The sequence below is a fragment of the Campylobacter sp. 10_1_50 genome (genome assembly GCF_000238755.1).
Lineage (GTDB): Bacteria > Campylobacterota > Campylobacteria > Campylobacterales > Campylobacteraceae > Campylobacter_A > Campylobacter_A concisus_R.
In genome coordinates this window covers 150,986-173,026 of sequence record NZ_JH414888.1, presented here as the reverse complement: position 1 = coordinate 173,026, position 22,041 = coordinate 150,986, and the positions used below count along the sequence as shown (strand labels likewise).

General features: G+C 40.3%; 24 protein-coding genes and 1 pseudogene. 14 read left to right on the top strand and 11 right to left on the bottom strand.

The features are described from left to right. Window positions 1-13 precede the first annotated feature (13 nt). The 6 genes from ubiE to HMPREF1019_RS05140 are packed head-to-tail and all read left to right on the top strand — an operon-like array spanning window position 14 to window position 6,338. Window positions 14-727 carry a bifunctional demethylmenaquinone methyltransferase/2-methoxy-6-polyprenyl-1,4-benzoquinol methylase UbiE gene (gene ubiE / locus HMPREF1019_RS05165; protein WP_009294650.1) on the top strand — a complete coding sequence of 238 codons (714 nt, stop codon included), beginning with the start codon at window positions 14-16 and terminating at the stop codon, window positions 725-727. Next, on the top strand, window positions 724-1,524 hold the full coding sequence (locus HMPREF1019_RS05160) for an HpyAIV family type II restriction enzyme (protein ID WP_009294649.1): 801 nt from the start codon (window positions 724-726) through the stop codon (window positions 1,522-1,524). The genes ubiE and HMPREF1019_RS05160 overlap by 4 nt, the downstream gene beginning before the upstream one ends. A gap of 3 nt (window positions 1,525-1,527) precedes the next feature. Continuing rightward, window positions 1,528-2,637, top strand: a complete 1,110-nt coding sequence (locus tag HMPREF1019_RS05155) for a DNA-methyltransferase (protein ID WP_009294648.1) — start codon at window positions 1,528-1,530, stop codon at window positions 2,635-2,637. Further along, window positions 2,630-3,796 (top strand): exodeoxyribonuclease VII large subunit, encoded by a 1,167-nt coding sequence (gene xseA, locus HMPREF1019_RS05150; RefSeq protein ID WP_009294647.1) that lies wholly within the window; start codon window positions 2,630-2,632, stop codon window positions 3,794-3,796. The genes HMPREF1019_RS05155 and xseA overlap by 8 nt, the downstream gene beginning before the upstream one ends. Window positions 3,797-3,798: 2 nt before the next feature. Next, window positions 3,799-4,878, top strand: coding sequence for a phosphoserine transaminase (gene serC / locus HMPREF1019_RS05145; RefSeq protein ID WP_009294646.1), 1,080 nt, complete (start codon window positions 3,799-3,801; stop codon window positions 4,876-4,878). Beyond that, window positions 4,878-6,338: a class I SAM-dependent methyltransferase gene (locus HMPREF1019_RS05140; protein WP_009294645.1), complete on the top strand. Its 1,461-nt coding sequence runs from the start codon at window positions 4,878-4,880 to the stop codon at window positions 6,336-6,338. The genes serC and HMPREF1019_RS05140 overlap by 1 nt, the downstream gene beginning before the upstream one ends. 28 nt (window positions 6,339-6,366) lie before the next feature. On the opposite strand, the gene HMPREF1019_RS05135 is transcribed toward HMPREF1019_RS05140, so the two are convergent. Then, a complete protein-coding gene (locus HMPREF1019_RS05135; protein WP_009294644.1) occupies window positions 6,367-7,107 on the bottom strand; it encodes a sulfite exporter TauE/SafE family protein in 741 nt (246 codons plus the stop codon). Window positions 7,108-7,250: 143 nt separating this feature from the next. Between HMPREF1019_RS05135 and HMPREF1019_RS05130 the strand changes: the two genes are divergently transcribed. Together HMPREF1019_RS05130 and HMPREF1019_RS05125 are read left to right on the top strand one after the other, a co-directional pair. Next, window positions 7,251-8,522, top strand: a complete 1,272-nt coding sequence (locus tag HMPREF1019_RS05130; RefSeq protein WP_009294643.1) for an anthranilate synthase component I family protein — start codon at window positions 7,251-7,253, stop codon at window positions 8,520-8,522. Window positions 8,523-8,675: 153 nt separating this feature from the next. After that, the gene (locus HMPREF1019_RS05125; RefSeq protein WP_009294642.1) at window positions 8,676-9,125 is read left to right on the top strand and encodes a hypothetical protein; all 450 of its coding nucleotides are present in this window, start codon (window positions 8,676-8,678) and stop codon (window positions 9,123-9,125) included. A 105-nt stretch (window positions 9,126-9,230) separates the two neighbouring features. Here HMPREF1019_RS05125 and HMPREF1019_RS10510 read toward each other — a convergent pair whose 3' ends face one another. The 7 genes from HMPREF1019_RS10510 to rpiB all read right to left on the bottom strand — a co-directional run bounded on the left by HMPREF1019_RS10510 (window position 9,231) and on the right by rpiB (window position 14,126). Continuing rightward, entirely contained in the window at window positions 9,231-9,437 is a 207-nt protein-coding gene (locus HMPREF1019_RS10510) for an HNH endonuclease (protein ID WP_034901404.1), read from the bottom strand. A 205-nt stretch (window positions 9,438-9,642) separates the two neighbouring features. After that, on the bottom strand, window positions 9,643-10,746 hold the full coding sequence (ychF, locus tag HMPREF1019_RS05115; protein ID WP_009294641.1) for a redox-regulated ATPase YchF: 1,104 nt from the start codon (window positions 10,744-10,746) through the stop codon (window positions 9,643-9,645). Continuing rightward, the gene (locus HMPREF1019_RS05110; RefSeq protein ID WP_009294640.1) at window positions 10,746-12,197 is read right to left on the bottom strand and encodes a leucyl aminopeptidase; all 1,452 of its coding nucleotides are present in this window, start codon (window positions 12,195-12,197) and stop codon (window positions 10,746-10,748) included. Before HMPREF1019_RS05110 ends, ychF begins: the two co-directional genes overlap by 1 nt. After that, window positions 12,178-12,783 carry a DedA family protein gene (locus HMPREF1019_RS05105; protein WP_009294639.1) on the bottom strand — a complete coding sequence of 202 codons (606 nt, stop codon included), beginning with the start codon at window positions 12,781-12,783 and terminating at the stop codon, window positions 12,178-12,180. The genes HMPREF1019_RS05110 and HMPREF1019_RS05105 overlap by 20 nt, the downstream gene beginning before the upstream one ends. A 1-nt stretch (window position 12,784) precedes the next feature. Next, complete coding sequence (gene apt / locus HMPREF1019_RS05100; protein ID WP_009294638.1) at window positions 12,785-13,333, bottom strand: adenine phosphoribosyltransferase; 549 nt, start codon at window positions 13,331-13,333, stop codon at window positions 12,785-12,787. A 20-nt stretch (window positions 13,334-13,353) separates the two neighbouring features. Then, the gene (locus HMPREF1019_RS05095; RefSeq protein ID WP_002939538.1) at window positions 13,354-13,686 is read right to left on the bottom strand and encodes a hypothetical protein; all 333 of its coding nucleotides are present in this window, start codon (window positions 13,684-13,686) and stop codon (window positions 13,354-13,356) included. Next, window positions 13,683-14,126, bottom strand: a complete 444-nt coding sequence (gene rpiB, locus HMPREF1019_RS05090) for a ribose 5-phosphate isomerase B (RefSeq protein WP_009294637.1) — start codon at window positions 14,124-14,126, stop codon at window positions 13,683-13,685. Before rpiB ends, HMPREF1019_RS05095 begins: the two co-directional genes overlap by 4 nt. Before the next feature lie 109 nt (window positions 14,127-14,235). Here rpiB and HMPREF1019_RS05085 point away from each other — a divergent pair, with 109 nt between their 5' ends. After that, window positions 14,236-15,621, top strand: coding sequence for a DUF4139 domain-containing protein (locus HMPREF1019_RS05085; protein WP_009294636.1), 1,386 nt, complete (start codon window positions 14,236-14,238; stop codon window positions 15,619-15,621). 18 nt (window positions 15,622-15,639) lie between these two features. Here HMPREF1019_RS05085 and HMPREF1019_RS05080 read toward each other — a convergent pair whose 3' ends face one another. The 3 genes from HMPREF1019_RS05080 to folD are packed head-to-tail and all read right to left on the bottom strand — an operon-like array spanning window position 15,640 to window position 18,051. Beyond that, on the bottom strand, window positions 15,640-16,296 hold the full coding sequence (locus HMPREF1019_RS05080) for a site-2 protease family protein (protein WP_009294635.1): 657 nt from the start codon (window positions 16,294-16,296) through the stop codon (window positions 15,640-15,642). Beyond that, window positions 16,283-17,188 (bottom strand): signal peptidase I, encoded by a 906-nt coding sequence (lepB, locus tag HMPREF1019_RS05075; RefSeq protein WP_009294634.1) that lies wholly within the window; start codon window positions 17,186-17,188, stop codon window positions 16,283-16,285. The genes HMPREF1019_RS05080 and lepB overlap by 14 nt, the downstream gene beginning before the upstream one ends. Window positions 17,189-17,199: 11 nt before the next feature. Then, window positions 17,200-18,051 (bottom strand): bifunctional methylenetetrahydrofolate dehydrogenase/methenyltetrahydrofolate cyclohydrolase FolD, encoded by an 852-nt coding sequence (gene folD / locus HMPREF1019_RS05070; RefSeq protein WP_009294633.1) that lies wholly within the window; start codon window positions 18,049-18,051, stop codon window positions 17,200-17,202. A gap of 83 nt (window positions 18,052-18,134) precedes the next feature. Here folD and HMPREF1019_RS10105 point away from each other — a divergent pair. From HMPREF1019_RS10105 to HMPREF1019_RS05045, 5 genes and pseudogenes are all read left to right on the top strand, one after another. Then, window positions 18,135-18,470 (top strand): annotated as a pseudogene (locus HMPREF1019_RS10105) (c-type cytochrome); the annotation flags it as partial. Window positions 18,471-18,739: 269 nt separating this feature from the next. Beyond that, a complete protein-coding gene (gene hemL, locus HMPREF1019_RS05060; protein ID WP_009294631.1) occupies window positions 18,740-20,023 on the top strand; it encodes a glutamate-1-semialdehyde 2,1-aminomutase in 1,284 nt (427 codons plus the stop codon). Next, window positions 20,023-20,304 carry an AtpZ/AtpI family protein gene (locus tag HMPREF1019_RS05055; protein WP_009294630.1) on the top strand — a complete coding sequence of 94 codons (282 nt, stop codon included), beginning with the start codon at window positions 20,023-20,025 and terminating at the stop codon, window positions 20,302-20,304. Before hemL ends, HMPREF1019_RS05055 begins: the two co-directional genes overlap by 1 nt. Then, complete coding sequence (locus HMPREF1019_RS05050) at window positions 20,288-20,806, top strand: hypothetical protein (protein WP_232210172.1); 519 nt, start codon at window positions 20,288-20,290, stop codon at window positions 20,804-20,806. The genes HMPREF1019_RS05055 and HMPREF1019_RS05050 overlap by 17 nt, the downstream gene beginning before the upstream one ends. Then, complete coding sequence (locus tag HMPREF1019_RS05045; RefSeq protein WP_009294628.1) at window positions 20,796-22,040, top strand: MFS transporter; 1,245 nt, start codon at window positions 20,796-20,798, stop codon at window positions 22,038-22,040. The genes HMPREF1019_RS05050 and HMPREF1019_RS05045 overlap by 11 nt, the downstream gene beginning before the upstream one ends. Window position 22,041 lies beyond the last annotated feature (1 nt).

Sequence of the window (22,041 nt, the reverse complement as noted above, 5' to 3'; positions counted from 1 at the left end):
AGGTCTAAAATTTATGCAAAAACAAGAAAAGATAGTTGATATGTTTAACCAGATCGCTCCGACTTACGACGTCGCAAACAGGGTGCTAAGCCTTGGCGTGGATGTGAGCTGGAGGAAATTTGCTTGCAGATATATGCTAGAAATTTTTAAAAATAAAAGCATAAATATCGTGGATGTAGCTTGCGGCACTGGCGATATGATGGGGCTTTGGAGTGAAATGGCAAAAGAATTTGACGTGGAGATAAAAAACCTAACTGGCATTGACCCATCAAGCGGTATGCTAAAAGAGGCGAGAGCGAAATTTCCAAATTTTAAATTTATAGAAGCCTACGCTGATAATACGATGCTTACAAGTGGCGAGGCTCAAATTTTAAGCATAAGCTACGGCATCAGAAACGTGGTCGAGCGAAAGGCTGCACTAAGAGAGTTTAATAGAGTACTTGCTTTAGATGGCTACGTAGTTGTGCTTGAATTTACAAAGCGCCAGAAAAAGGGCTTTATAACTGTGCTAAGAGATTTTTACCTAAGTAAAATTTTACCAAGTATCGGCGGCTTTATCTCAAAAAACAAAGAGGCATACGAGTATCTGCCAAGCTCGATAGAAAATTTCCTCGATGCAAAGAGCTTTTGTGATGAGCTTGTGGAGGCTGGCTTTGAGATAGAGCTTTGCAAGGGCTTTAGTATGGATATCTCAACATTATTTATCGCTAAAAAGGTGAAAAAATGACATATGATAACTTTAAAAATAGTTTGAATGGTAGAATTTTTGGTGATGATTTAAATTATGAAATTTTAGAAACAGTTCTTAAGAATCCTAAAAGATACATTGGACTCTTTAGGATTACTAATGCAAAAACAAAATTAATTCAAAATTTAACTCAAAGTTGTGAGATTAAATTTGGCGATTTTTTGGAAGAAATTTTAACAAAGTATATAGAAGAAATGGGATATAAAAATTTAGAAAAAAATATTGGGAAAGATGAAAAAGGCAAAATGCTAAGCGCTGATCAAGTTTTTGAAAAGGATGATAAAATTTATTTAATAGAACAAAAAGTAAGAGACGATCACGATAGTACTAAAAAGCGTGGTCAATATGCGAATTTAATTAAAAAAATTCATTGTTTAAAAACTAATTTCCCAAATAAAAAAATTAATGCTTCTATGTGGTTTAGTGATGATGGTTTGAAAAAAAATAAAAATTATTATTTAGAGGAAATTTCTCTTAATACAGATAAAGATGTTGAAATTTCGCTTTTTTATGGTAAGGAAATTTTTAAAATTTTATTCAATAGAGAAGATATATGGAATGAACTAGTTACTCATTTAAAACAAAATAAAGCCGAGAGATCAAATGAAATTTTAAGCATACCAGATTTTGATACTAGCGATGAAATTTTAAAAGCTTTACACAAACTAAAAGTTAAATGTCCAAAATTGATAAAAGAATTAACATCAAATAAGCCAGACTTTGTTGAAATAAGAAAGGAACTTTTTCCTACTGGTAAGAATTTGCAAGGATTGTAAAAAATGCAAAAAAATATTATTTTACAAGGCAATAGTTTAGAAATAATAAAAGGTATTCCAACTAATAGTATAGATTTAATCTTTGCTGATCCACCATATTGGATGAGGGTAGATGGAGTATTAAAACGTCCAGAAGGCAAAGAATTTGATGGTTGTAATGACGAATGGGATAACACCTTTTTAAATAATGATGATTATGTTGATTTTACTCGCAAATGGCTTAATGAATGTAAGCGTGTATTAAAGCAAAATGGCTCTATTTGGGTTATTGGAGGAATGCAGTGCATTTATACAATAGGTGGGATTATGCAAGAGCTAGGGTTTTGGTTTATCAATGATGTTATTTGGCAAAAAAGTAATCCAACCCCAAATTTTATGGGAACAAGATTGAATAATTCGCATGAGACTCTTATTTGGGCAACAAAAAGTAAGAAATCAAAATTTACTTTTAACTATAAAACAGCAAAAGAATTAAATACAGAAAATATTGATATAAATTTATTTGAAAAAGGCGAGAGAAGGCAATTAGGCTCAGTTTGGAGATTTTCTGTGTGTAGCGGAAATGAGCGCTTAAAGGATGAAAATGGCAATAAGTTGCATTCTACACAAAAACCGGAAAGTCTGCTTTATAGGGTTATTGCTATTAGTTCAAAAATCGGAGATATAGTGCTTGATCCTTTTGGTGGAACAATGACAACTGCAGCTATGGCAAAAAAGCTTGGAAGAAATTATATTTCTATAGAACAAAATGATAAATATATAAAATTTGGCAAAAAAAGAGTTAATGATATTGTATTTGAAGATAGTGATATAGCTCATGCAAAATTCGATAAAAAACCATTAAAGGTAAATTTAGATCAGATGATTGACGCAAATTTTTTAAATTTAGGCGAGAGATTCTATTTAAAAAATAGTGATGAATTCGCCATTTTAAAGCGTGGCTCCAGACTCGAATATAATAATATACTTTATGATATACATTCGCTTGCAGCAAAATTAAAATCCGCAAAGTCCGAACGATTAAATGGATTTAAATTTTGGCATGTCATGAGAGATAACAAAAAAATTCTTTTAGATGATATCAGATCACATTTTAGAGAGATCAATGCTTAGCGTATCTGAGCTAAACGAAAAAGCAAAGGCGCTGCTTGAAGCGACACTTGACTACGTCGAGGTAAGTGGCGAAATTTCGCGCCTTACAAAGCACGCCTCTGGGCACTGGTACTTCACGCTAAAGGATGAAAAGTCAAGCATCTCAGCTGTGATGTACCGCATGAATAACCAAAAGGTGAAATTTTTGCCAAAAGAGGGTTTGAAGGTCAAAATTTATGGCAAAGTGACCATTTACTCGCCAAGTGGGTCGTATCAGCTGGTGGCTAGTGCGATACTGCCTGATGGCGAGGGTGAGCTTGAGCTTGCGTTTAGGCAGCTTAAAGAAAAGCTCGAAAACGAGGGGCTTTTTGACATCGGCGCAAAAAAAGAGATACCAAATTTACCTAAGAAAATAGCCCTTGTCACAAGCGCCACTTCAGCTGCACTTCAGGATATGCTAAAGGTGGTAAGAAGCCGCTGGAGGCTAAGTGAAATTTATATATTTGATGCGCTAACTCAGGGCGAAAGTGCTCCAAACTCGCTTATAAAAGCTTTGCGCAGAGCCGATAAATATGGCGTCGATGTGATCGTTTTAGCTAGAGGAGGTGGCAGCAAAGAGGATCTTTGGTGCTTTAACGACGAGGGTTTGGCACGTGAAATTTACGCTACAAAAACGCCAGTCATAAGTGCTATCGGACACGAGATCGACTATGTTATAAGTGACTTTGTGGCAGACCGCAGATCTCTTACGCCAAGTGCAGCCATGCTTGATCTGTTGCCTGATGAAGAGGCGTTTTTTCAGTATCTTGATAGGCTCAGCGACGATCTTGATAGCGCATTAAATTTAAAGATCACAAAGAAGCAAAATTTATTAAATTTACTACTTTCTAAATTTTCATCAAACGCCCTAAAAGCTAGGATCGAGCTAAAATTTAGCGAGGTGGCAAACAAGCAAAATGCCCTAACAAACGTCGTGCAAAGAAAGCTCTTGCTTCTTAGCTCAGCTCTTGGCTCGCTTGAGAAGGCTTATGAGATGAGGGAGCTCTTTTTTGAGAGCACGAAGGGGCTTATCGAGGTTAGAAAAGATGGCAAGAGAGCTGATCTTAGGGATTTAAAAATAGATGATGAGATCGAGCTTATCTCGCAAAATACACATAAAAAAGCAATTATCAAGGAGTAAAAATGAGTAGAAAAATCAACTTTAGCGCAGGCCCAAGCGCGATACCATTAGATGTTTTAGAGCACGCAAAGGCCGAATTTACCGACTACAGAGGCGAGGGCTACTCGATCATGGAGATCAGCCACAGAAGCAAGACCTTTGAGGAGATCCACTTTGGCGCGATGGAGAAGATAAGAAAGCTTTACGGCATCGGCGATGAGTATGAAATTTTATTCTTGCAAGGCGGCGCACACTTGCAATTTAGCATGATACCGATGAATTTATATCAAGGTGGCAGGGCTGAATACGCAAACACTGGCGTTTGGACAAACAAAGCGATCAAAGAGGCAAAAGTGCTTGGCGTAAATGTAGATGTCGTTGCAAGTAGCGAAGATGAAAATTTCTCTTACATCCCTGAGTTTAAATTTAGCGATGATGCCGACTATGCCTACATCTGCTCAAACAACACGATTTACGGCACGCAGTATAAGGCTATGCCAAAGACCAAATCGCCCCTTGTTGTCGATGCTTCGAGCGATTTTTTCGCTAGACCGCTTGATTTTAGCAGTATCGGCTTGCTTTACGGCGGCGCTCAGAAAAATGCAGGCCCAAGCGGCGTGACTATCGTCATTTTAAGAAAAGACCTAGTTGATCGCGTGAGCAGCCAAAATGTCCCTATGTTTTTGCGCTACAAAACGCACGTAGAGGCAAGCTCGCTCTATAACACACCACCAACTTTTGGAATTTATCTTTTAAATTTAACCATGCAGCACCTGCTAGATCTTGGCGGACTTGCCGAGGTTGAGAAGATAAATGCCAAAAAAGCAAGCACGCTTTATAGCATCATTGATAGCTCAAATGGCTTTTACGTGGGTCACGCTAAAAAATCAAGCAGGTCAGATATGAACGTGAGCTTTACGATACCAAAAGATCATGCGCTTGAGCCAGTTTTCGTCGAAGAAGCGCTAAAAGAGGGCATGCTAGGGCTAAAAGGTCACAGACATCTTGGCGGCATAAGAGCCTCTATTTACAACGCCGTTAGTCAAAGCGACGTTGAGAAACTTGGCGAGTTCATGAGAGAATTTGCCAGAAAGCACGGCTGATGAACAAGGCAAAAAAAGCTTACGACGAAATTCCCTATTTCTCAGCTGCATTTAGCGACTGCTCGCCCGTTAGGATAGAGGCAGTGGCTAAATTTCTAGGTTTAAAGGCGGCAAATTTAAAAGATGCTAGAGTGTTGGAGCTTGGCTCGTCATACGGCGGCAATATCTTGCCATTTGCAGCTTCTCACAAAGAGGCAAAGGTCGTTGGCATCGACATCTCAAGCCACCAAGTAGAAGAGGGCAACAAGATAGCAAAGAAGATGAATTTAGAAAATTTCACCCTTCTTGAGCGCGACTTTTTGCATATGAACGAGCACGATATCAAGGAGCTTGGCGAGTTTGACTACATCATCGCTCACGGCGTTTATAGCTGGGTGAGCCCAAACGTAAGAGACGCGCTACTTGCAACGATAAAGGCGCTACTTAGCAAAGATGGCCTCGCCTACGTCTCTTATAACACATACCCAGGTTGGAAGAGCCTTGATATCTTAAGAGATTTTATGCTTTTTGCGAGCGCAAACAGGGGCGATAAAGAGTCGCTACCTCACGTCAAAGAAGAGCTAAATTTCTTGCAGGATTATTTGAAATTTAGCCTGCAAAACCAAAACGACGTCGTCTATAAAGACAGCATGAAGCTACTTTTAACGCAGCTAAATTTCCTTCAAGGCATCATCGCAAAGGGGAGTGATTATTACATTTTGCACGACTTTTTGGAGGCTAGTAACGAGCCAACATACTTTCATAAATTTGCCAAGCACATCGATAAACACGGACTTTGCTACGTCATAGACGCCTCGCTAAATGACATCTTTGCAAGCTCGACTGGGATCTACCGCTTTGACGCGCACATCGAGCAAAGCTACAACACTCGCATCAAAAAAGAGCAGCTAAACGACTTTTTGTTTAATAGATCCTTTAGAAAGAGCCTCATCGCGCACAAAGAAAGGCTTGAGGGCGCTGAGGACTTTGACGCGGTGCTTGGCGAGAGCGAGCTTGATAGGGTTTATTTTGCATATTTTAGTGAGCAGCCAAGGACAAAAACGCAAGAAATTTTAAGCAAAGCCTATCCGCAAAGTCTAAATTTAAGTGAAGTAAAGGCTGCACTTGGAGAGAGCGAGAGCGAAGCATTTATGGGGCTACTTGAAATTTTAAACGATCAAAACACCAAAATTTCATCATCAAAGCTTGCAGCACTTGCTTATGAGCCTAAAAAAACCAGACTAAAGCCTAGGGCAGCGGCCTATCTTGGGTATTTTTTGGAGGCTAGCTCTCCAGTTATATCTTTAGCAAACGAGCTAAATGGTAAGCTTAGTTTAAGCGTTGAGGAGATCAAAGCTGCATTGAAATTTGACGGCAAGGCTAGCCTTAAAGAGATCGCAAAGGGCGTAAATTTAAGCGAAGATGAGCTAAAAGAGCTTGCCTTTAAACTAAGTGAAGCTTACTTTTTTGAAGAAATTTAAAAAGAGCGTGGCAAATTTAGCCATGCTCTTACTCAAAAAACATATCTTTTAATATCAAACATATCATCGCTATGTAAAAGACCAAAAACCATTTTTTAAGTGTTTTTTTGTCGGTATTTTGCGTCTTTTTTGTGCCAAAGTATGCGCCTATTAGAGAGCCAAGACCTAAAAATGTGCCCTCAGCGTATGAGATGTGACCATTTAGCGAGAGCGAGATGAAGCCAGCGATGGCTGCAAACATAACGAAAAATACGCCCATAGAAACGGCTTTTTTCAGCTCATAACGCAAAAAGCCAACCAAGATAGGAGCGATAAAGACGCCTCCACCGATGCCGATGCTAATGGCAAAAACGCCAACAAAAACGCCAACTAAAAATAGCAAAAAGAGCGAATTATTCGCATTTGAGCCGTCGCTGTTTGGTGAAAAGTATAGTTTTATAAGCGAAAAGACAAATGTCGCAAGTAACATAGACTCAAGTAAAAGTGCAGGCGCGTGCGATACGATGATGCCGCTAAAGCTAGCTCCAACCAAGCCTCCAAGCCCCAAAAAGACGCCTCGATTTAGCTTTAAAAGCCCAGCTTTGTAGTTTAGATACGAGCCAAACGTCGCACTAAAGATCATCTGCATGACACTTATGCCAATGGCAGTTTTTACGTCGTATCCAAAGGCGACCATGATAGGAACGACGACCGTGCCGCCACCGATGCCAAAAAACCCAGCGATGTAACCAACGCCGATACCGATTATAAATAGTTCTACAAAAAGCATTTTTTCTCCCTCGACTGGCGCAAATTTTAGCCAAGGGGCTCTTAAAAAAATAGTAAAAAGGCGTAAATTTAAAAATTTAGCCAAAATTCTAAAAAGTAAAAGCGAAAATTTTTTATAATCAATAAAAATTTAAAAGGAAAAATATGCTCTTAGAACAACCACTTTTTTATTATGAAGCGATCAGAGAGAAATTTAAAAATAGCTACCTTGCTGAAGACAAGACGCAAACGATAATCGGCATAGACTGCGAATATATCGACGAAAAAGATATGGACTTTTACGGACTTAGAAGCTACTTTGATACTAACCGTAACAGATCACTCGCACCTTTTGCTGGACTTTTTGGCGTTTTTGCTTATGACGGCGTGAGATACTTTGAGTATATCGGCGAAGAGAAGGCTAAAAAGTATGAGTTTCCAAAATTTATCTACGCCAATGCTAAAGCATATCTTCACTTTGATAAGATGAGTAAAATTTACACTTTTTATGGAGATAAAGAGAGGTATTATGACTTTTTGCTAAATTTAAAGGCAGAGCATAAAGGCGAAAAAGAGTGTGAATTTAGCATAAAAACTGACCTTAGTAGCGAGAAGAAACACTTTGAGGATATGGTCGAGGTGGCAAAAGAATACATAAGAAGTGGCGATGTCTTTCAAGTGGTGCTTGGTGAGCTACTTGAAATTTCAACGAATATGAGTAGCTTGGACTTTTACAAAAAGCTTGCCATAGCAAATCCTAGCCCATATATGTTTCATTTTCCTACGCCTTATGGTGATGTGGTTGGCTCATCGCCTGAGCTTGTTTTTGAGATGAAAAGTGAGCAAATTTTTGTAGCACCAATTGCTGGTACAAGACCAAGAGGGGGCGATGCAAACGCTGATGCGGCGCTTGAAAATGAGCTACTAAGCGACGAAAAGGAGCTGGCTGAACATAAGATGCTAATCGATCTTGCCAGAAATGACATCGGCAGGGTCTCAGAGCCAAAAAGCGTGGTCGTGAAAAATGCGATGCATATCCAGAAATTTGAAAAAGTGATGCACATCGTGAGCGACGTCTATGGCAAGTGCGCTAGGGAGCTTAACCTTTTTGACGTGCTAGCTAGCATCTTCCCAGCTGGCACGCTAAGCGGTGCGCCAAAAATCAGAGCGATGCAGATAATTAATGAGCTTGAAATTTTTGAGCGAAATATCTATGGTGGGGGCATTGGATTTTTGCATTTTAATGGCGACGCTCAGGTGGCGATCCTCATCCGCTCAGCCATCTTTGTGCCAGCTAAAAATGGCTTTAGCGACGTCTTTGTCGGAGCTGGAGCTGGCATAGTCTATGATTCAAAAAGTGAGAAAGAGTATGCTGAAATTTGCCACAAACGAGCCAGCGTGGTAAATGTCTTTAAAAACAGCGCAAAAGAGGTTTAAATTTAAGTCGCATAAAGTGAAAACTTTAAAAATAAAAGGATAAAATAGCCAATCAAGCGATGAAAAACATAAATTTTTCATTTCCGCAAGGAAAATTTAGAAAAAATGAATTGTTTTTAGAGCTTAAATCTAAAAAATATAAAAGGAAAGTATATGAAAAAAGTTTCATTATTAGCATTGAGTGGTATTATGGCTCTAACACTATCAGGCTGCTGGAATAGTGATGGTGTTAGCGGTAAAGTAGCAAGAAGTTTTAAAGAAGCATGCCAAGACACATCTGTTAAATATGACTGGCTTGTAGCTGATGTAAAATATAAATTAATAAATATTGATAAAAACGACAGAAGAGAAGAAAGATACGTAGTTTATGATAAAGATGACCAAGATTTAGAAGTCGGTGGTATAGGTAGATATGATCTAGCAAATTATGCACAATTTGAACTAACAAACGATAACAAATTTAGATACGCAAAGATAAAAGTTAGAGGACAATTACAATGTGGAGATAGCGGTGACTACTTTGATAAAGCACCAGCTGATGTAAAACCGTTAAAAAAATATGTATCCTTTAGTAGTGCTAGCACAACAGTAGAAAGAAAATAATTTTACTTACTTATAGTAGTATCTTACTACTCGCCTGATAGTAAGATACTATAAAATAGTATTATAATACTATTCGCACCATCCTCAAAGGGTAATCAGTCATAATCACCTATTTGATTTTATCCTATTACAATTCTTGCAAAGCATTTGACAGTTTTGAGATATTGTCTTTCCGCCTTCGCTCCATGGTGTAATATGATCAGCTTCCATATCACTTATATCAAAATGCTCACTACATTTTACACAAATACCTTTTTGTTTCTGGTAAGTTGGGTGTTTTATGGTATCGCTAAAAGCCCTGTATAAATACAAAAAAGGATAACTAACGCTATGGTAAATTTAATCCTAGTCATTTTTGTATGTATAATAACGAGTATAAAAATTTAAAAGTTAAATTTTGCAGATTTTAAAAATTTATCTGCTAGATAAATTTTAAGCCAAGTTAGTTGAGGCGATTAAAAAATTTAAATTTGATCTTTTACAAGTGAATTTTACAAGGTAAAAACCTTGTAAAATTTTAGACATTAAACCTAAAGTGCATCACGTCGCCATCTTGCACGACGTAGTCTTTGCCCTCAAGTCTCATCTTGCCAGCCTCTTTGGCTCCGTTTTCGCCGCCATGTGCGATGTAGTCATCATAGCTTATCACTTCAGCTCTGATAAAGCCCCTCTCAAAGTCGTTGTGGATGACACTTGCTGCTTTTGGCGCTTTCCAACCATTTGTGATCGTCCAAGCCCTTACTTCTACGACACCAGCGGTGAAATAGCTTATCAAATTTAGCTTCGCAAAAGATGTTTTGATGATCTTTTCAAGGCCGCTCTCGCTCGTGCCAAGAGATGCCAAAAACTCGTGAGCCTCCTCATCGCTTAGACCTATTAGCTCCTCTTCGACCTTGGCGCAAAGCTTGATCACCTCGTGGTCTGAAGCTTTAGCATACTCTTTTAGCGCTTTTACAAATTTATTATCTTCGCTAAGCCCCTCTTCATCGACATTTGCGCCATAAACTACCTCTTTTGCGCTTAGAAGCCTTAGCTCTTTGTTGAGTGCCAAAAACGCCTCGCTATCTCTTTGTTCGAAACTGCTTGCGCTTTTGCCATCGTTTAGGTGAGCTAGAAGTAAATTTGCTATCTCAAGCGCCTCTTTTGCGCCTTTTGCATTTGCTTTTGCCTCTCTTGTGAGCTTTTCTATCTTTTTATTAAGCTGCTCGATGTCAGCTAGTATCAGCTCGGTTTGGATGATCTCGATGTCTCTTACTGGATCGACGCTGCCTTCGACGTGAGTGATGTTTTCATCCTCAAAGCAGCGAACGATGTGTAAAATAAGCTCGGTTTCTCTGATGTTTGATAAAAATTTATTGCCAAGTCCCTCGCCAGAGCTTGCCCCTTTTACAAGGCCTGCGATATCTACAAATTCGATGGTTGAGTATTGAATTTTATTAGGACTGACTATCTTTGCAAGCTCATTTAGGCGCTTATCAGGCACTGGCACGATGGCTTTGTTTGGCTCGATAGTGCAAAACGGATAGTTCGCACTCTCGGCATTTTGCGCCTTTGTAAGTGCGTTAAATGTCGTTGATTTGCCCACATTTGGTAGGCCTACGATTCCAACTGAAAGTCCCATCAATTCTCCTTGCTAAGTGCTTGTAAAAAGTATAAATTCATCCTCACGCCAGCCCCACTCGCACCTACTTGGTTGTATCCCCAAGCCTTTTCGCGGTATGCTGGGCCTGCGATATCAAGGTGTAGCCACTTATCTTTGTACTCATCTTTGATAAATTTAGCTAGAAACATGCCAGCTGTGATAGCGCCGCCATATCTACTTGAGGCGCAGTTGCTAACATCTGCGATCTGGCTTTTGATAAGCTCGCTAAGATAAGGGTTAAAATCAAGCGTAGTCGCTAGCTCGCCGCTATCTTTTATCTTGTTTTTAAACTCGCTTTTTAGGCTCTCGCTGTTGCCCATGATGCCTGTTGTGTATTCGCCAAGTCCTACGACGCAAGCGCCAGTTAGGGTTGCCATGTCGATTAGGATGTCTGGTTTAAAGTCTTGTGCGTAGCTTAGGCAGTCAGCCAGCACCAAACGTCCCTCTGCGTCGGTGTTTCTAACCTCTATGCTAACGCCGCTTCTTGAAATAAGCACGTCGTCTGGCTTATAGGCATTGCCACCGATCATATTTTCAGTTGCACCCAAAATGGCGTGAATTTCAAATGGTAAATTTAGCTCCGCTGCGCCTTTTATGATGCCAAGAGCTGCTGCTGCACCGCTTTTGTCTGATTTCATTGTTAGCATATAATCAGCCGGCTTCAAGCTAAGTCCGCCGCTATCGTATGTTAGGCCTTTGCCGACAAAGATGATGCGTTTTTTAGACTTTTTAGGCTTATAGGTTAGGTGGATGAGCCTTGGTTTATGCACGCTTGCACGATTTACTGCCAAAAATGCATTCATATTCTCTTTTGCTAGAAATTTCTCGTCATAGACCTCGCACTTTATGCTTGTGATGTTTTTGGCTAAATTTAAAGCGTCCTGCGCCATCTTTTGTGGTGTGTAAATTTCTGGGATTTCATTTACGATATCTTTTGTGAAATTTGTAGCACTTGCTATTATCTCCGCCTCTTTAAAGCCCTCATTTGCTGCCTTTAGATCGACCTTTTTGCCAGCAAATTCTTCAGTAGAAAAGATGATCTCTTTTAGGGTGTATTTCTCTTTTTTCTCTTTATATTTGTTAAATTCATAACTTCCAAGCAAAAAGCCCTCAGCTAGCGCCTCAAAGCTAAGTTTTTGACACTGCGCTACGTAAGAAGCTAGCTTTATGCTCTTGATGTTAAGTGACTTTAACGCGTTATAAGCTTTAGCAGCCGCAACTCTAAGCTCGTCAAGATCAAGCTTAGAAAGTGGCACATAGGCCCTTTTTGCCTCGCTTAGGACAAGGACGCTTTCGCCCTTATAATTATTAAATTTAATAGCCTCTTTATCGCCTATAAATTTATGTTTTAAGTCCTTATCTACTACGAAAATTAGTTCAATATCAGCTTTTATGTCTTTTAATTTCTTATCAACTATTTGAAACTGCATGTTTTCTATCTCTCCTTTCGTTTAAAATTTTATTTTCGATGCGCTTAAATGCATAGATCAAAAGCCCCATAAATATAGCAACCACTGGGATAGCGACGTACCAGTGCTCTTTTGCTTCTTGCAAAAGCACAAGTATATGCTCGCCAAGTATCCAAGCAGGTATGGTGGTGATCGCCGCCCAGCACCAAGCGCTAATTAAATTTATAAAGGCGTATTTTTTAGCATCATAGCCAGTAAGTCCTATGCAAAGCGGTATGATGACACGAAAGCCATACATATAGCGTTGCAAAAAGATGATCGGCCAGCCGTATTTTTTCAGCATTATGTGCGCCACTGCAAATTTTCTCCGCTGCGTGTGAAGCCTTTTTGCGATGTATTTTTTATTGTAACGGCCAAGATAGAAGTAAATTTGGTCTCCCACAAAGCCTCCAAGTCCAGCCACAAAGATAGCAAGTGCGATGTGCATGTGCGTGGTGTGAGCGAGGATTCCAGCCATTATTAAGGCCATCTCGCCCTCCATGATACACCAGACAAAAAGTATGATGTAGCCGTACTCTTTAAGCAGTTCTATAAAAAACTCTTCCATTCTAAACCTCTAAAACGCTGTAAATTTTAGTAAGCGACTTTAGCTTTTCGCTACCTTTTAGATCGACTAGATCTATGAGAAAGCACGCTTCTACGCAGGTTGCGTTAGTTTGATTGATAAGCTCAACTGAAGCCTTCGCAGTGCCTCCAGTGGCTATGAGATCGTCTATTAAAAGCACTCTAGCGCCTGCTTTTTCTCCAAAAGCATCGATGTGAATTTGCACTTCATCAACGCCGTATTCTAGGCTATACTTTTGAGAAAGCGTGATAAAAGGCAGTTTTTTTGGCTTGCGAATAGGCACAAAAGGTAGCCTTAGTCTTGCTGCAAGCGCCGCACCAAAGATGAAGCCACGAGACTCTATACCAGCGATGTAGTCGATATTTGCGTCCTCATATCTAGCCACCAAATGATCTATCAAAAAGTTAAATGCCTCTTTGTTATTTAGTAGCGTCGTGATGTCGCGAAAAACTATACCAGGCTTTGGAAAGTCGTTTATGCAGCGAATAGAGTTTAGTAAAAATTCTTTGCCTTTTTGATCTAAAATTTTCATAAATTTCCTTAAATTTGAGGTTATAGTAGTGCTTCAATTTTACCTTCAAGCTCACGAATTCGTTGTCTTAGCTTGTCGTTTTCTAAGCGGTACTGGGAATTTCTTGTGCGAAGTGAGGTTACGTCGTTTTTAGTTTTGTTTAGCTCATCTGTCAAGATGTCGATGTTGCCTAGACTTCTTTGGAGTTGGATCTGAAATTTTCTTATGACGACCTCGGTATCTTGGAGGTTATTTTTCATAAAATCTTTTGTCGCACGCTCTTTTTTTAGAAGCGTTTTGAAGTAAAAAACCATGACGGTTAGGTAGATCGCAGCACAAACAAGAGCGGTAAAAACGATCCACTCGCCTATCATTTGCCTGCCTCAAGCTCTATTTTTTTGACTCTTCTTTCGTGTCTGCCGCCTGCAAACTCAGTCTTTAAAAATGCTTCAACCGCCGAGATAGCCACGCCAGTGCCGATAACTCTTGCGCCAAAGGCGATCACGTTTGCATCGTTGTGCTCTCTAGCAAGTCTAGCGGTAAATTCGTCGTGGCAAAGGGCACATCTTACGTTTTCGTGCCTGTTTGCGGCTATTGATATGCCTATGCCAGTGCCACAAACTAGCACGCCGTAGCAGTTAGGCTCAAGCTTGCTTGCTAGCAAATGCGCATAATCAGGGTAATCAACGCTATTTTTATCGTTTGTGCCAAGATCAACTACTTCGTATCCAAGCCCTTTAATAGCCTCTTTAAGCTCGTTTTTTAGCTCAAAACCAGCGTGATCGCTAGCTAAGAAAACTTTGTCTATCTTCATGAAAAGTCCGTTAAATTTTTTGTTGATTATAGTCAAAGTTGCATTAAAATAAAATTTTACTCTCAGCCAAAATGAAGCTATAATTTACCAAAAATTTAAAGGAGAAAATGTGAAAAAAGTGCTCTTTTTAGTGGCTTCTACGCTAGCCTTTGCAAATGAAAATCTAATAGAGATCTACACAGATCAAACCATAGTCACTCAAAAATTTAGTGACGCAAATAGCTCTTTTAGCGCCTTTGTGCCAGAGGGTGTGCAGAGTGAGAACATCACGATAAATGGAGATTGTGACGCGAATGCTTATCTAAAAAAGATCAGCGAAGAAAATAGCCCAAGTTACATAAAATGGAAGCAAGAAGTTGCAAATTTAAGTAGCAAGCTTGAGGCGCTAAATGCAAGAGGCAGGTTTATAGAGCAAGCTTTGGTAGAAGAAAACAAAAGTAACGATGTGACAAAAAGAGCTGATGAGTTTTATAAATTTAGCCTAGAAAATATCGAGAAAATTTCAGCTACTAAAAGTGAGCTTGAAGCGCTTAAAGACAATGAGCCAAAGAGCGAGATGGCTGGATTTTTGCAGCTTGATATGAAATTTGCTTGCGACCCAAAAGAGGCGACGCTTTCATACATGGATGATGAGGCCCCAAAGACGCTAAATGAAATTTACGCAGATACAAAAAACAAAAATATCTTGATAAAACAAGAAATTTTACTCACCAACCCATTTGCCAGTGAAGTTAAAAATTTAAAGCTCGCTATCTATCCGACCAGATACCAAAAGGCGCTTGCTCCAAGCAAATTTTACCCTTGGTACGAGGAGAGTGAGGCAGAGGCTGATGGTTACGGCGCTTCAAAAAATATGCTAAGAGCCGCGAAAGTCGCCGCTGAGGTCGCTGATATGCGTGTGCAAAGAGATGAGAATGAGTTTGCCAAAATTTGGAAGATAGATGGGATAAATTTAGCAAAAGGCGAGAGCAAATATATAACTTACGACACGCAAAAAATGGACGCAAATTTTAGCGTTTTTGCTGATTTTTACGACTCATTAAAGGCATATAACGTAGCTAGCTTTAAGCTAAATGACGATCTAACGCCAGCTAAAACGCAGTTTTATGTTAATGGTGTGAGTGTTGGTAGTCCTAGCGAGTTTGAGATGAAAGCTAAAGATGAGCCAGTGCAGCTATTTTTGGGACAAAACGAGCTAATTGAGCTTAAAAAAGAGCGCTTAAATAAATTTAAAAAGAGCTCGCTTCTTGGCAAAGAGCGAATAAGCGAAGAGGGCTATGAGATAAGCGTCAAAAATAACTCAAGTAAAAGTGTCGATGTCGCCTTGGTCGATCGTGTGCCAGTATCTGCCGACGAGGCGGTAAAGGTCGAGATAAAGGGCTTTGATAAAAAAGATATCAGCAAAGATGGCAAAGTGGAGCTTAAATTTAGCCTCGCACCAAAAGAGGAATTTAAAAAAGAGTACTCTTATAAGATCACAAAGCCAAAAATTTAGAGCAAATTTGCTCTAAATTTAGCCATTTATAAAGGCGCTTGCGATATCTAAAACGTATCTTGTCGGATAAAAGATAGTATCTTTTAAAGGCGAGATGAGGATGATGATAAGGATGAAAAAGCCGTATCTTGAGATGCCCTCAAGCTTTTCAGCTAGTGCGTGAAAACCAAAATTTCTAAGCGCGTACTGGGTCGCGTGAAAGCCATCAAGTGGCGGGATCGGATAGAGATTAAAGATGGCTAACATCAAATTTAAAAGCGCAAGCGTAAATAAAAACTGAAGTAAAATTTCAAAGGTTTCTATATTTAATAGAGCCTTTAGCACAAAAAGCGATAAGATGCCTAGGATGATGTTGTAGCAAATGCCAGCTAGACTTACGTAGATAGCTGCCTTGTAGCCGCCATTTCGCACGACTGTGTAGGTATTTACAGGCACTGGTTTTGCCCAGCCAAACATCATGCCAGTGCTTAGATAAAGCACCAGTGGCACGATGATGGTGCCAACAAGATCGATGTGTTTTATGGGATTTATGCTAAGTCTGCCAAGGCTTTTTGCGGTGTTGTCGCCAAATTTATAAGCGACATATCCGTGCGCGATCTCGTGACCGACGATGGCGATTATTAAAGAGATGACGATAGTGGCGACTTTTATGGGGTCAAAATTAGTGAAGTCCATCAACTTCTCCCTCTTTTAGAGCTTGTTTTGTGAAAAACTCATCATTTTCTATCGTATCTACAAAGCGTCCGATACGCTCCCAGCGCACATTGTAGTTGCTGTCCCAGCTAAAATATATAAACCAAGGCTGACCGACTATGTCCTTGTAAGCCACGCTTCCCCAAAAACGGCTATCGTTTGAGTGGTCGCGGTTGTCACCTATCATAAAGTACTCATCTTTTGGCACTTTGACGTAAAAAGCGTTAAAGTTAAAATTTGGATTTTGCGGTAGTGAGCTAATGAGCGCTGGCTTCATAAAAACGTTTGATTTGTTTGTATTTAGCATGAAAACCATCTGCTCAAATAAATTTACATTTTCATCGTAGTGGATGCCGCTAAATCTATATGGCTCTTTTATGAAAAGTTTGCCATCAAGCTCGACAACGTCGCTGCATGAGTAGCCAAATTTGCTCTCTTTGCCATTTAAATTTTCACGGCAGTTTGCCTTTATAAAGCTATCTCCCTCTTTTGGGCGTAGATAGAGGGCTTTTTCAGTAAAAACGATCTCGTCCTCGCTAGTTGCAAAGCAGCGCTTTACAAAGTGAGTTTTCTCATCTTTTGGATAGCGAAATACGACTATATCGCCCCTTGCAGGACCATCACCTGTGATGAGGTGACCATTGTCATTTAGCTCAGGTAAAATTTTTACCTCAAGCCATGGAATTCTTGGTGTTGGTATGCCATAAACATACTTTTTAGCAAATAAAAAATCCCCAACCAAAAGTGTGTTTTTCATCGAACCAGACGGGATCACAAAGGCTTGAGCTACAAAGAAAATGACAAGCAAAACGATGATAACCGTGCCTGTCCAGCTCGAGCAAAAGTCATAAAATTTAGTAAAAGCTCTCTTCATTATCTCACTCTTTAATTTTTAGCTATCTTTGCTTGTGCAGCAAGGATTGTGTTGTTTAAAAGCATGGCTATGGTCATCGGACCAACGCCGCCAGGAACAGGCGTGATGTATGAGCATTTTGGTGCGACCTCGTCAAAATCCACATCGCCCACAAGCCTGCCATCATCAAGTCTGTTTATGCCCACATCAACGACTACTGCGCCATCTTTTACCATGTCGGCCTTTAAGAAAAATGGCTTGCCAATGGCTGCAACGATGAGGTCAGCATTTTTGCAAATTTCTTTTAAATTTTTAGTCTTGCTGTGCGTCACAGTAACCGTTGCAGAGGCATTTAGGAGTAAATTTGCCATAGGTTTGCCAACGATGTTGCTTCTGCCAATCACCACTGCATTTAGCCCAGCCACTTCTATATCATACTCTTTTAAAATCTCCATCACGCCAAGCGGTGTGCAAGGCACGAAGCCATCAAGTCCGCTAACAAGTTTGCCAACATTTACAGCGTGAAAGCCATCTACATCTTTTCGTGGATCGATCGCTGCGAGCACGACGTTTGTGTCGATGTGCTTTGGCAGTGGCAATTGAACCAAGATGCCATGGATGCTATCGTCTAAATTTAGCACGTTTATAAGTGCAAGTAGCTCGTTTTGGGTTGTATTTTCACTTAGACGGTGAGCTACGCTTTTTATGCCGTATTCGTTGCAGGCTTTCTCTTTGGCTCTAACGTATGTTTGAGATGCTTTATCTTCACCGACCAAGACGACGGCTAAGGTTGGCTCGATACTAAATTTCTTTAGCTCATCAGCTCTTACTTTTACGCTTTCTTTGACCTTTAAAGATACGGCTTTTCCGTCTAAAATTTTCATATTCGATCCTTACTTAAAAGCTTTTTTAATCACAAGGGTGGTATCATACCTAAAAATAAATTAAATTTTTAAAAGAGAGGTTTATGAGGTCTGTTTTTTTGATTTTGCTTTTTTGCGTGGCGATTTTTGGAGCTGATTTTATCACAAAAACCGAGTACGCCAAGATGCTCTACCTAAATCCGCGTGGCATAGGCTGCGATAAATGTCACGGCGCAAAGGGCGAGGGCAGCCTAATCTCTAAATACAAGCACTTTGACAAAAAAACAAACAAAACGGTCGATGATGAGCTTAGAGCACCAAAGATAAACGATATAGATTTTGAAAGCTTTAAAGCAGCTCTTACAAAGCCAAAAGGCGTCATGCCAAGCTACTTTTTGACAGACGAGGAGACGACCATCCTTTATGAATACATCACAAATCAGATGAAACCTCCTGCAAAAGCGGCAAAAGTAGCACCAAAAAATTTAGCTAAGCCAGCCACCCCTGCTGCTACGCAAAAACAGCCAGAACCTGCCAAAGCTGCCCCAAGCGCACAAACTGCAGAGCCAGCCAAGAGCGCTCCTGCAAAACCAGCTGAGCCTGTAAAGCCAGCTAGCACGCAGGCACAAAAGGCTTCAGTAAAACCAGTAACTAATCAAAAAGATAATCAAAAGACAAATTTAAAAACACAAAATCAAAAGGATAAAAAATGACAAATAAAGAGGCATTTAGTGAAGCTAAAAAATATATCCCAGGCGGCGTAAATTCACCTGTTCGTGCATTTGGCAGCGTTGGAGGCGAGCCTGTGATGATAGATCATGCTAAGGGCGCTTATCTATACGACGTCGAGGGCAAAAAGTACCTTGACTTCATCCAAAGCTGGGGCCCGCTCATCTTTGGTCACTGCGACAAAGACATAGAAGAAGCGATCATCTCTGCTGTAAAACAAGGCGTATCTTACGGCGCTCCCTCACCAAAAGAGACCGCTTTAGCAAAGCTAATATGTGATGAGTTTAAACAAATAGATAAAATTCGCTTCGTTAGCTCTGGCACGGAGGCTACCATGAGCGCGATCAGAGTGGCTAGAGGTTACTCTAAAAAAGACGGCCTTATCAAATTTGAAGGCTGCTATCACGGACACAGCGACGCACTTCTTATCAAAGCAGGAAGTGGCGCAACGACATATGGCAACGCTTCAAGCGGCGGCGTGCCACAAGATGTTGTGAAAAACACATACCTAGCAGTTTATAACGACATTGAAAGCGTAAAAGCTATTTTTGAAAATAATAAAGACAAAATAGGCGTCGTCATAATCGAGCCAATCGCTGGAAATATGGGACTTGTGCCAGCTGATAAGAAATTTTTACGTGAGCTTAGAGAGCTTTGCGATAAATTTGGCGCTGTGCTCATTCTTGATGAGGTTATGAGCGGCTTTAGAGCTTCTCGCCTTGGCTCATATCCATTTCACGAAGTAGATGCCGATCTTGTCACATTTGGCAAGGTTATAGGCGGAGGCATGAACGTCGCTGCATTTGGTGGCAAAGCTAAGATCATGGACTGCCTAAGCCCAGAGGGCGCTGTCTATCAAGCAGGCACGCTAAGTGGCAACCCAGTGGCGATGAGCGCTGGTATAGCGGCTATTTCAAAGATAAATAACGACGTAAATTTATACGCTAGACTTGAAAAACTAGCTAAAAAACTAATGGAGGGCTTCAAAGAAGCTGCAAAAAGCGCAGGTATTGCTATCCAAACTGAGGTTCGTGGCTCGATGTTTGGCTACTTTTTTACAGAGCATGCAGTAAAAAACTACGACGATGCGCTAAAGAGCGACACAAAACTCTTTGCTAAATTTCACCAAGCGATGCTTAGACGCGGAATTTATCTTGCACCTAGTCAGTTTGAGACGGGATTTGTCTGCGACGCGATGAGTGAAGCCGATATCGATCTAGCGGTAAATGCAGCTAAAGAGGCATTTTTGGAGATAAAAGCTTAATGGCAAAGCTAAAAGTAAAAGATATCGTAGCAGGAGCTGAGCAGCTAAGCCTTGGCGTTTCAATCGTAGTTGCGATCTTGCTTGGCACTGGGCTAGGATATCTTGTAAAAAAGGCTACAAATTTCACGCCAGCGCTTTGGATAGGCTTTGCTATTGGCATCGCAGCTGCTATTTTAAATGTCTATAAAGCCTACAAAGCGCAGGTTAAAAGTCTAGATGAGCTAAAGGACGAGACTAGATATAAGGGCTACACAAAAGACGATGATGACGAGGACGATTAGCAGGCTTTGTATTTGCTACTTTACGCTTTGGCTAGCCCTTAGCGTGGTTGGCAAATTTATATCAAATCAATTTTTTATAAGCTCGCAAATTTCATTTTTTGCCTCGCTTATCATCCTAACGGCTAGCTTTTTTGCCTATAAAAACCGCATAAACTCAAGGCTAGAAAATGCAAGAGATGAAATTTTAGCCAAGATAGAAGAAGAGGACGAAGAGGATGAAGAAATTTTGCCCCGAAATGAGGCAAAAGAGTTTAGCCTAAAAGATGAAAAAGCAAGGCTAAAAAAGCAGAAATTTTCATTTAAAGATAGAAGCTTTGCAGCAGCCTTTATGCCTTATCGCTTGGTTGCGTATGCGATGCTTTTTTTTGGATTTATATTTTTAAAAAATGAAAATTTACTAAACGTGCCTGGCTTTTTGGTGGGGCTTGCTCCGATGCCTATTGGAGCTTTTATCTTTGGGATAATGCAAAATAATTTGAGAAAGGACGCAGATGGCAAGTAGCTTTAGGATCATTCGCTCGATGGGGCCGCTATTTTTAGGCATGAGCCTACTTTTTATAGGCAATGGCCTAGTCATCGCATCTTGTAGCGCACTTCTTAAGCAAAATGGCGTAGGCGAGCTTGCGATTGGACTAATTAACACTGGATTTTTTATAGGAGCGTTAATTAGCACGATCACAGCGCACAGGGTCATCTCAACCACCGGCCACATCAGAGCTTTTGCTATCTTTTCAGCTATCTTTGCAGTCTCAGCCATGCTTCATGCGATAAGTAGTAATCTCATCTTTTGGGCGATTTTGCGAGCCTTTTTGGGATATTGCTACTACGCACTTTTGATGGTTATAGAGAGCTGGCTAAATGCTAAAATTCCAAACAAGATAAGATCGCGCGTCATCGCCTTTTACGAGTGCGTTTTCTACACGAGCTTTGGCCTTGGAATTTTGATCTTAGCGCTTGATCTTAGCGCATTTGAAATTTTCATCATCAGCGCAGCCTTTATCATGCTCTCAAGCATACCTTTAAATTTAATCCGCATAAACCAGCCTCAAATCCCGCAGCGCCAACCCATAAACATCCCTAAAATTTTTGGTATCGTCCCACTTGCCCTTGTGGGAGCGCTTGTTGCGGGTTTAGCGATAAATGGCTTTTTTTCTATGGCAAGCCTCTTTGTCTTGCTTCAAGGATATAGCGCAAAAGAGGCGTCATTTTTTATGACCATAGCGATGGCTGGAGGCTTTTTGGCTCAAACATTTATCGGAGGCTTTTCAGATAGATACGGCAGACGCCCAGCGCTCTTGCTTTGCAGCGCCGTGGCATTAGTTAGTGCAGCACTCTTTTTGCTAAATGGCTCAAATTTGATCATTCAATACATACTTTCATTTTTCTTTGGAGGTGGCATTTTTTGCACATACGGACTTTCGCTTGCTAGGGCAAATGACGAGATCACAGACAAGACAAAGAGCGTCCAAGTGGCAAGAGCGCTACTTTTTAGCTACTCTTTTGCCTCGCTTTTCTCGCCGCTTCTTATGAGCTATGCGATGAAAATTTTTGGCGCATTTGGCTTTATCTATGTCTATTTGGTGCTTTATGTTGGGCTTATTTTATTTGCACTAACGCAAAAGACCATACCACAGCACATGAGAAAAGAGTACAACGACAGGCTCGTTGCAAGGACGGCTGGGATCGCTACTATTCAGCAAAATGGCAATTTTGCCGATAGAGAAAATAAAAAGTAGA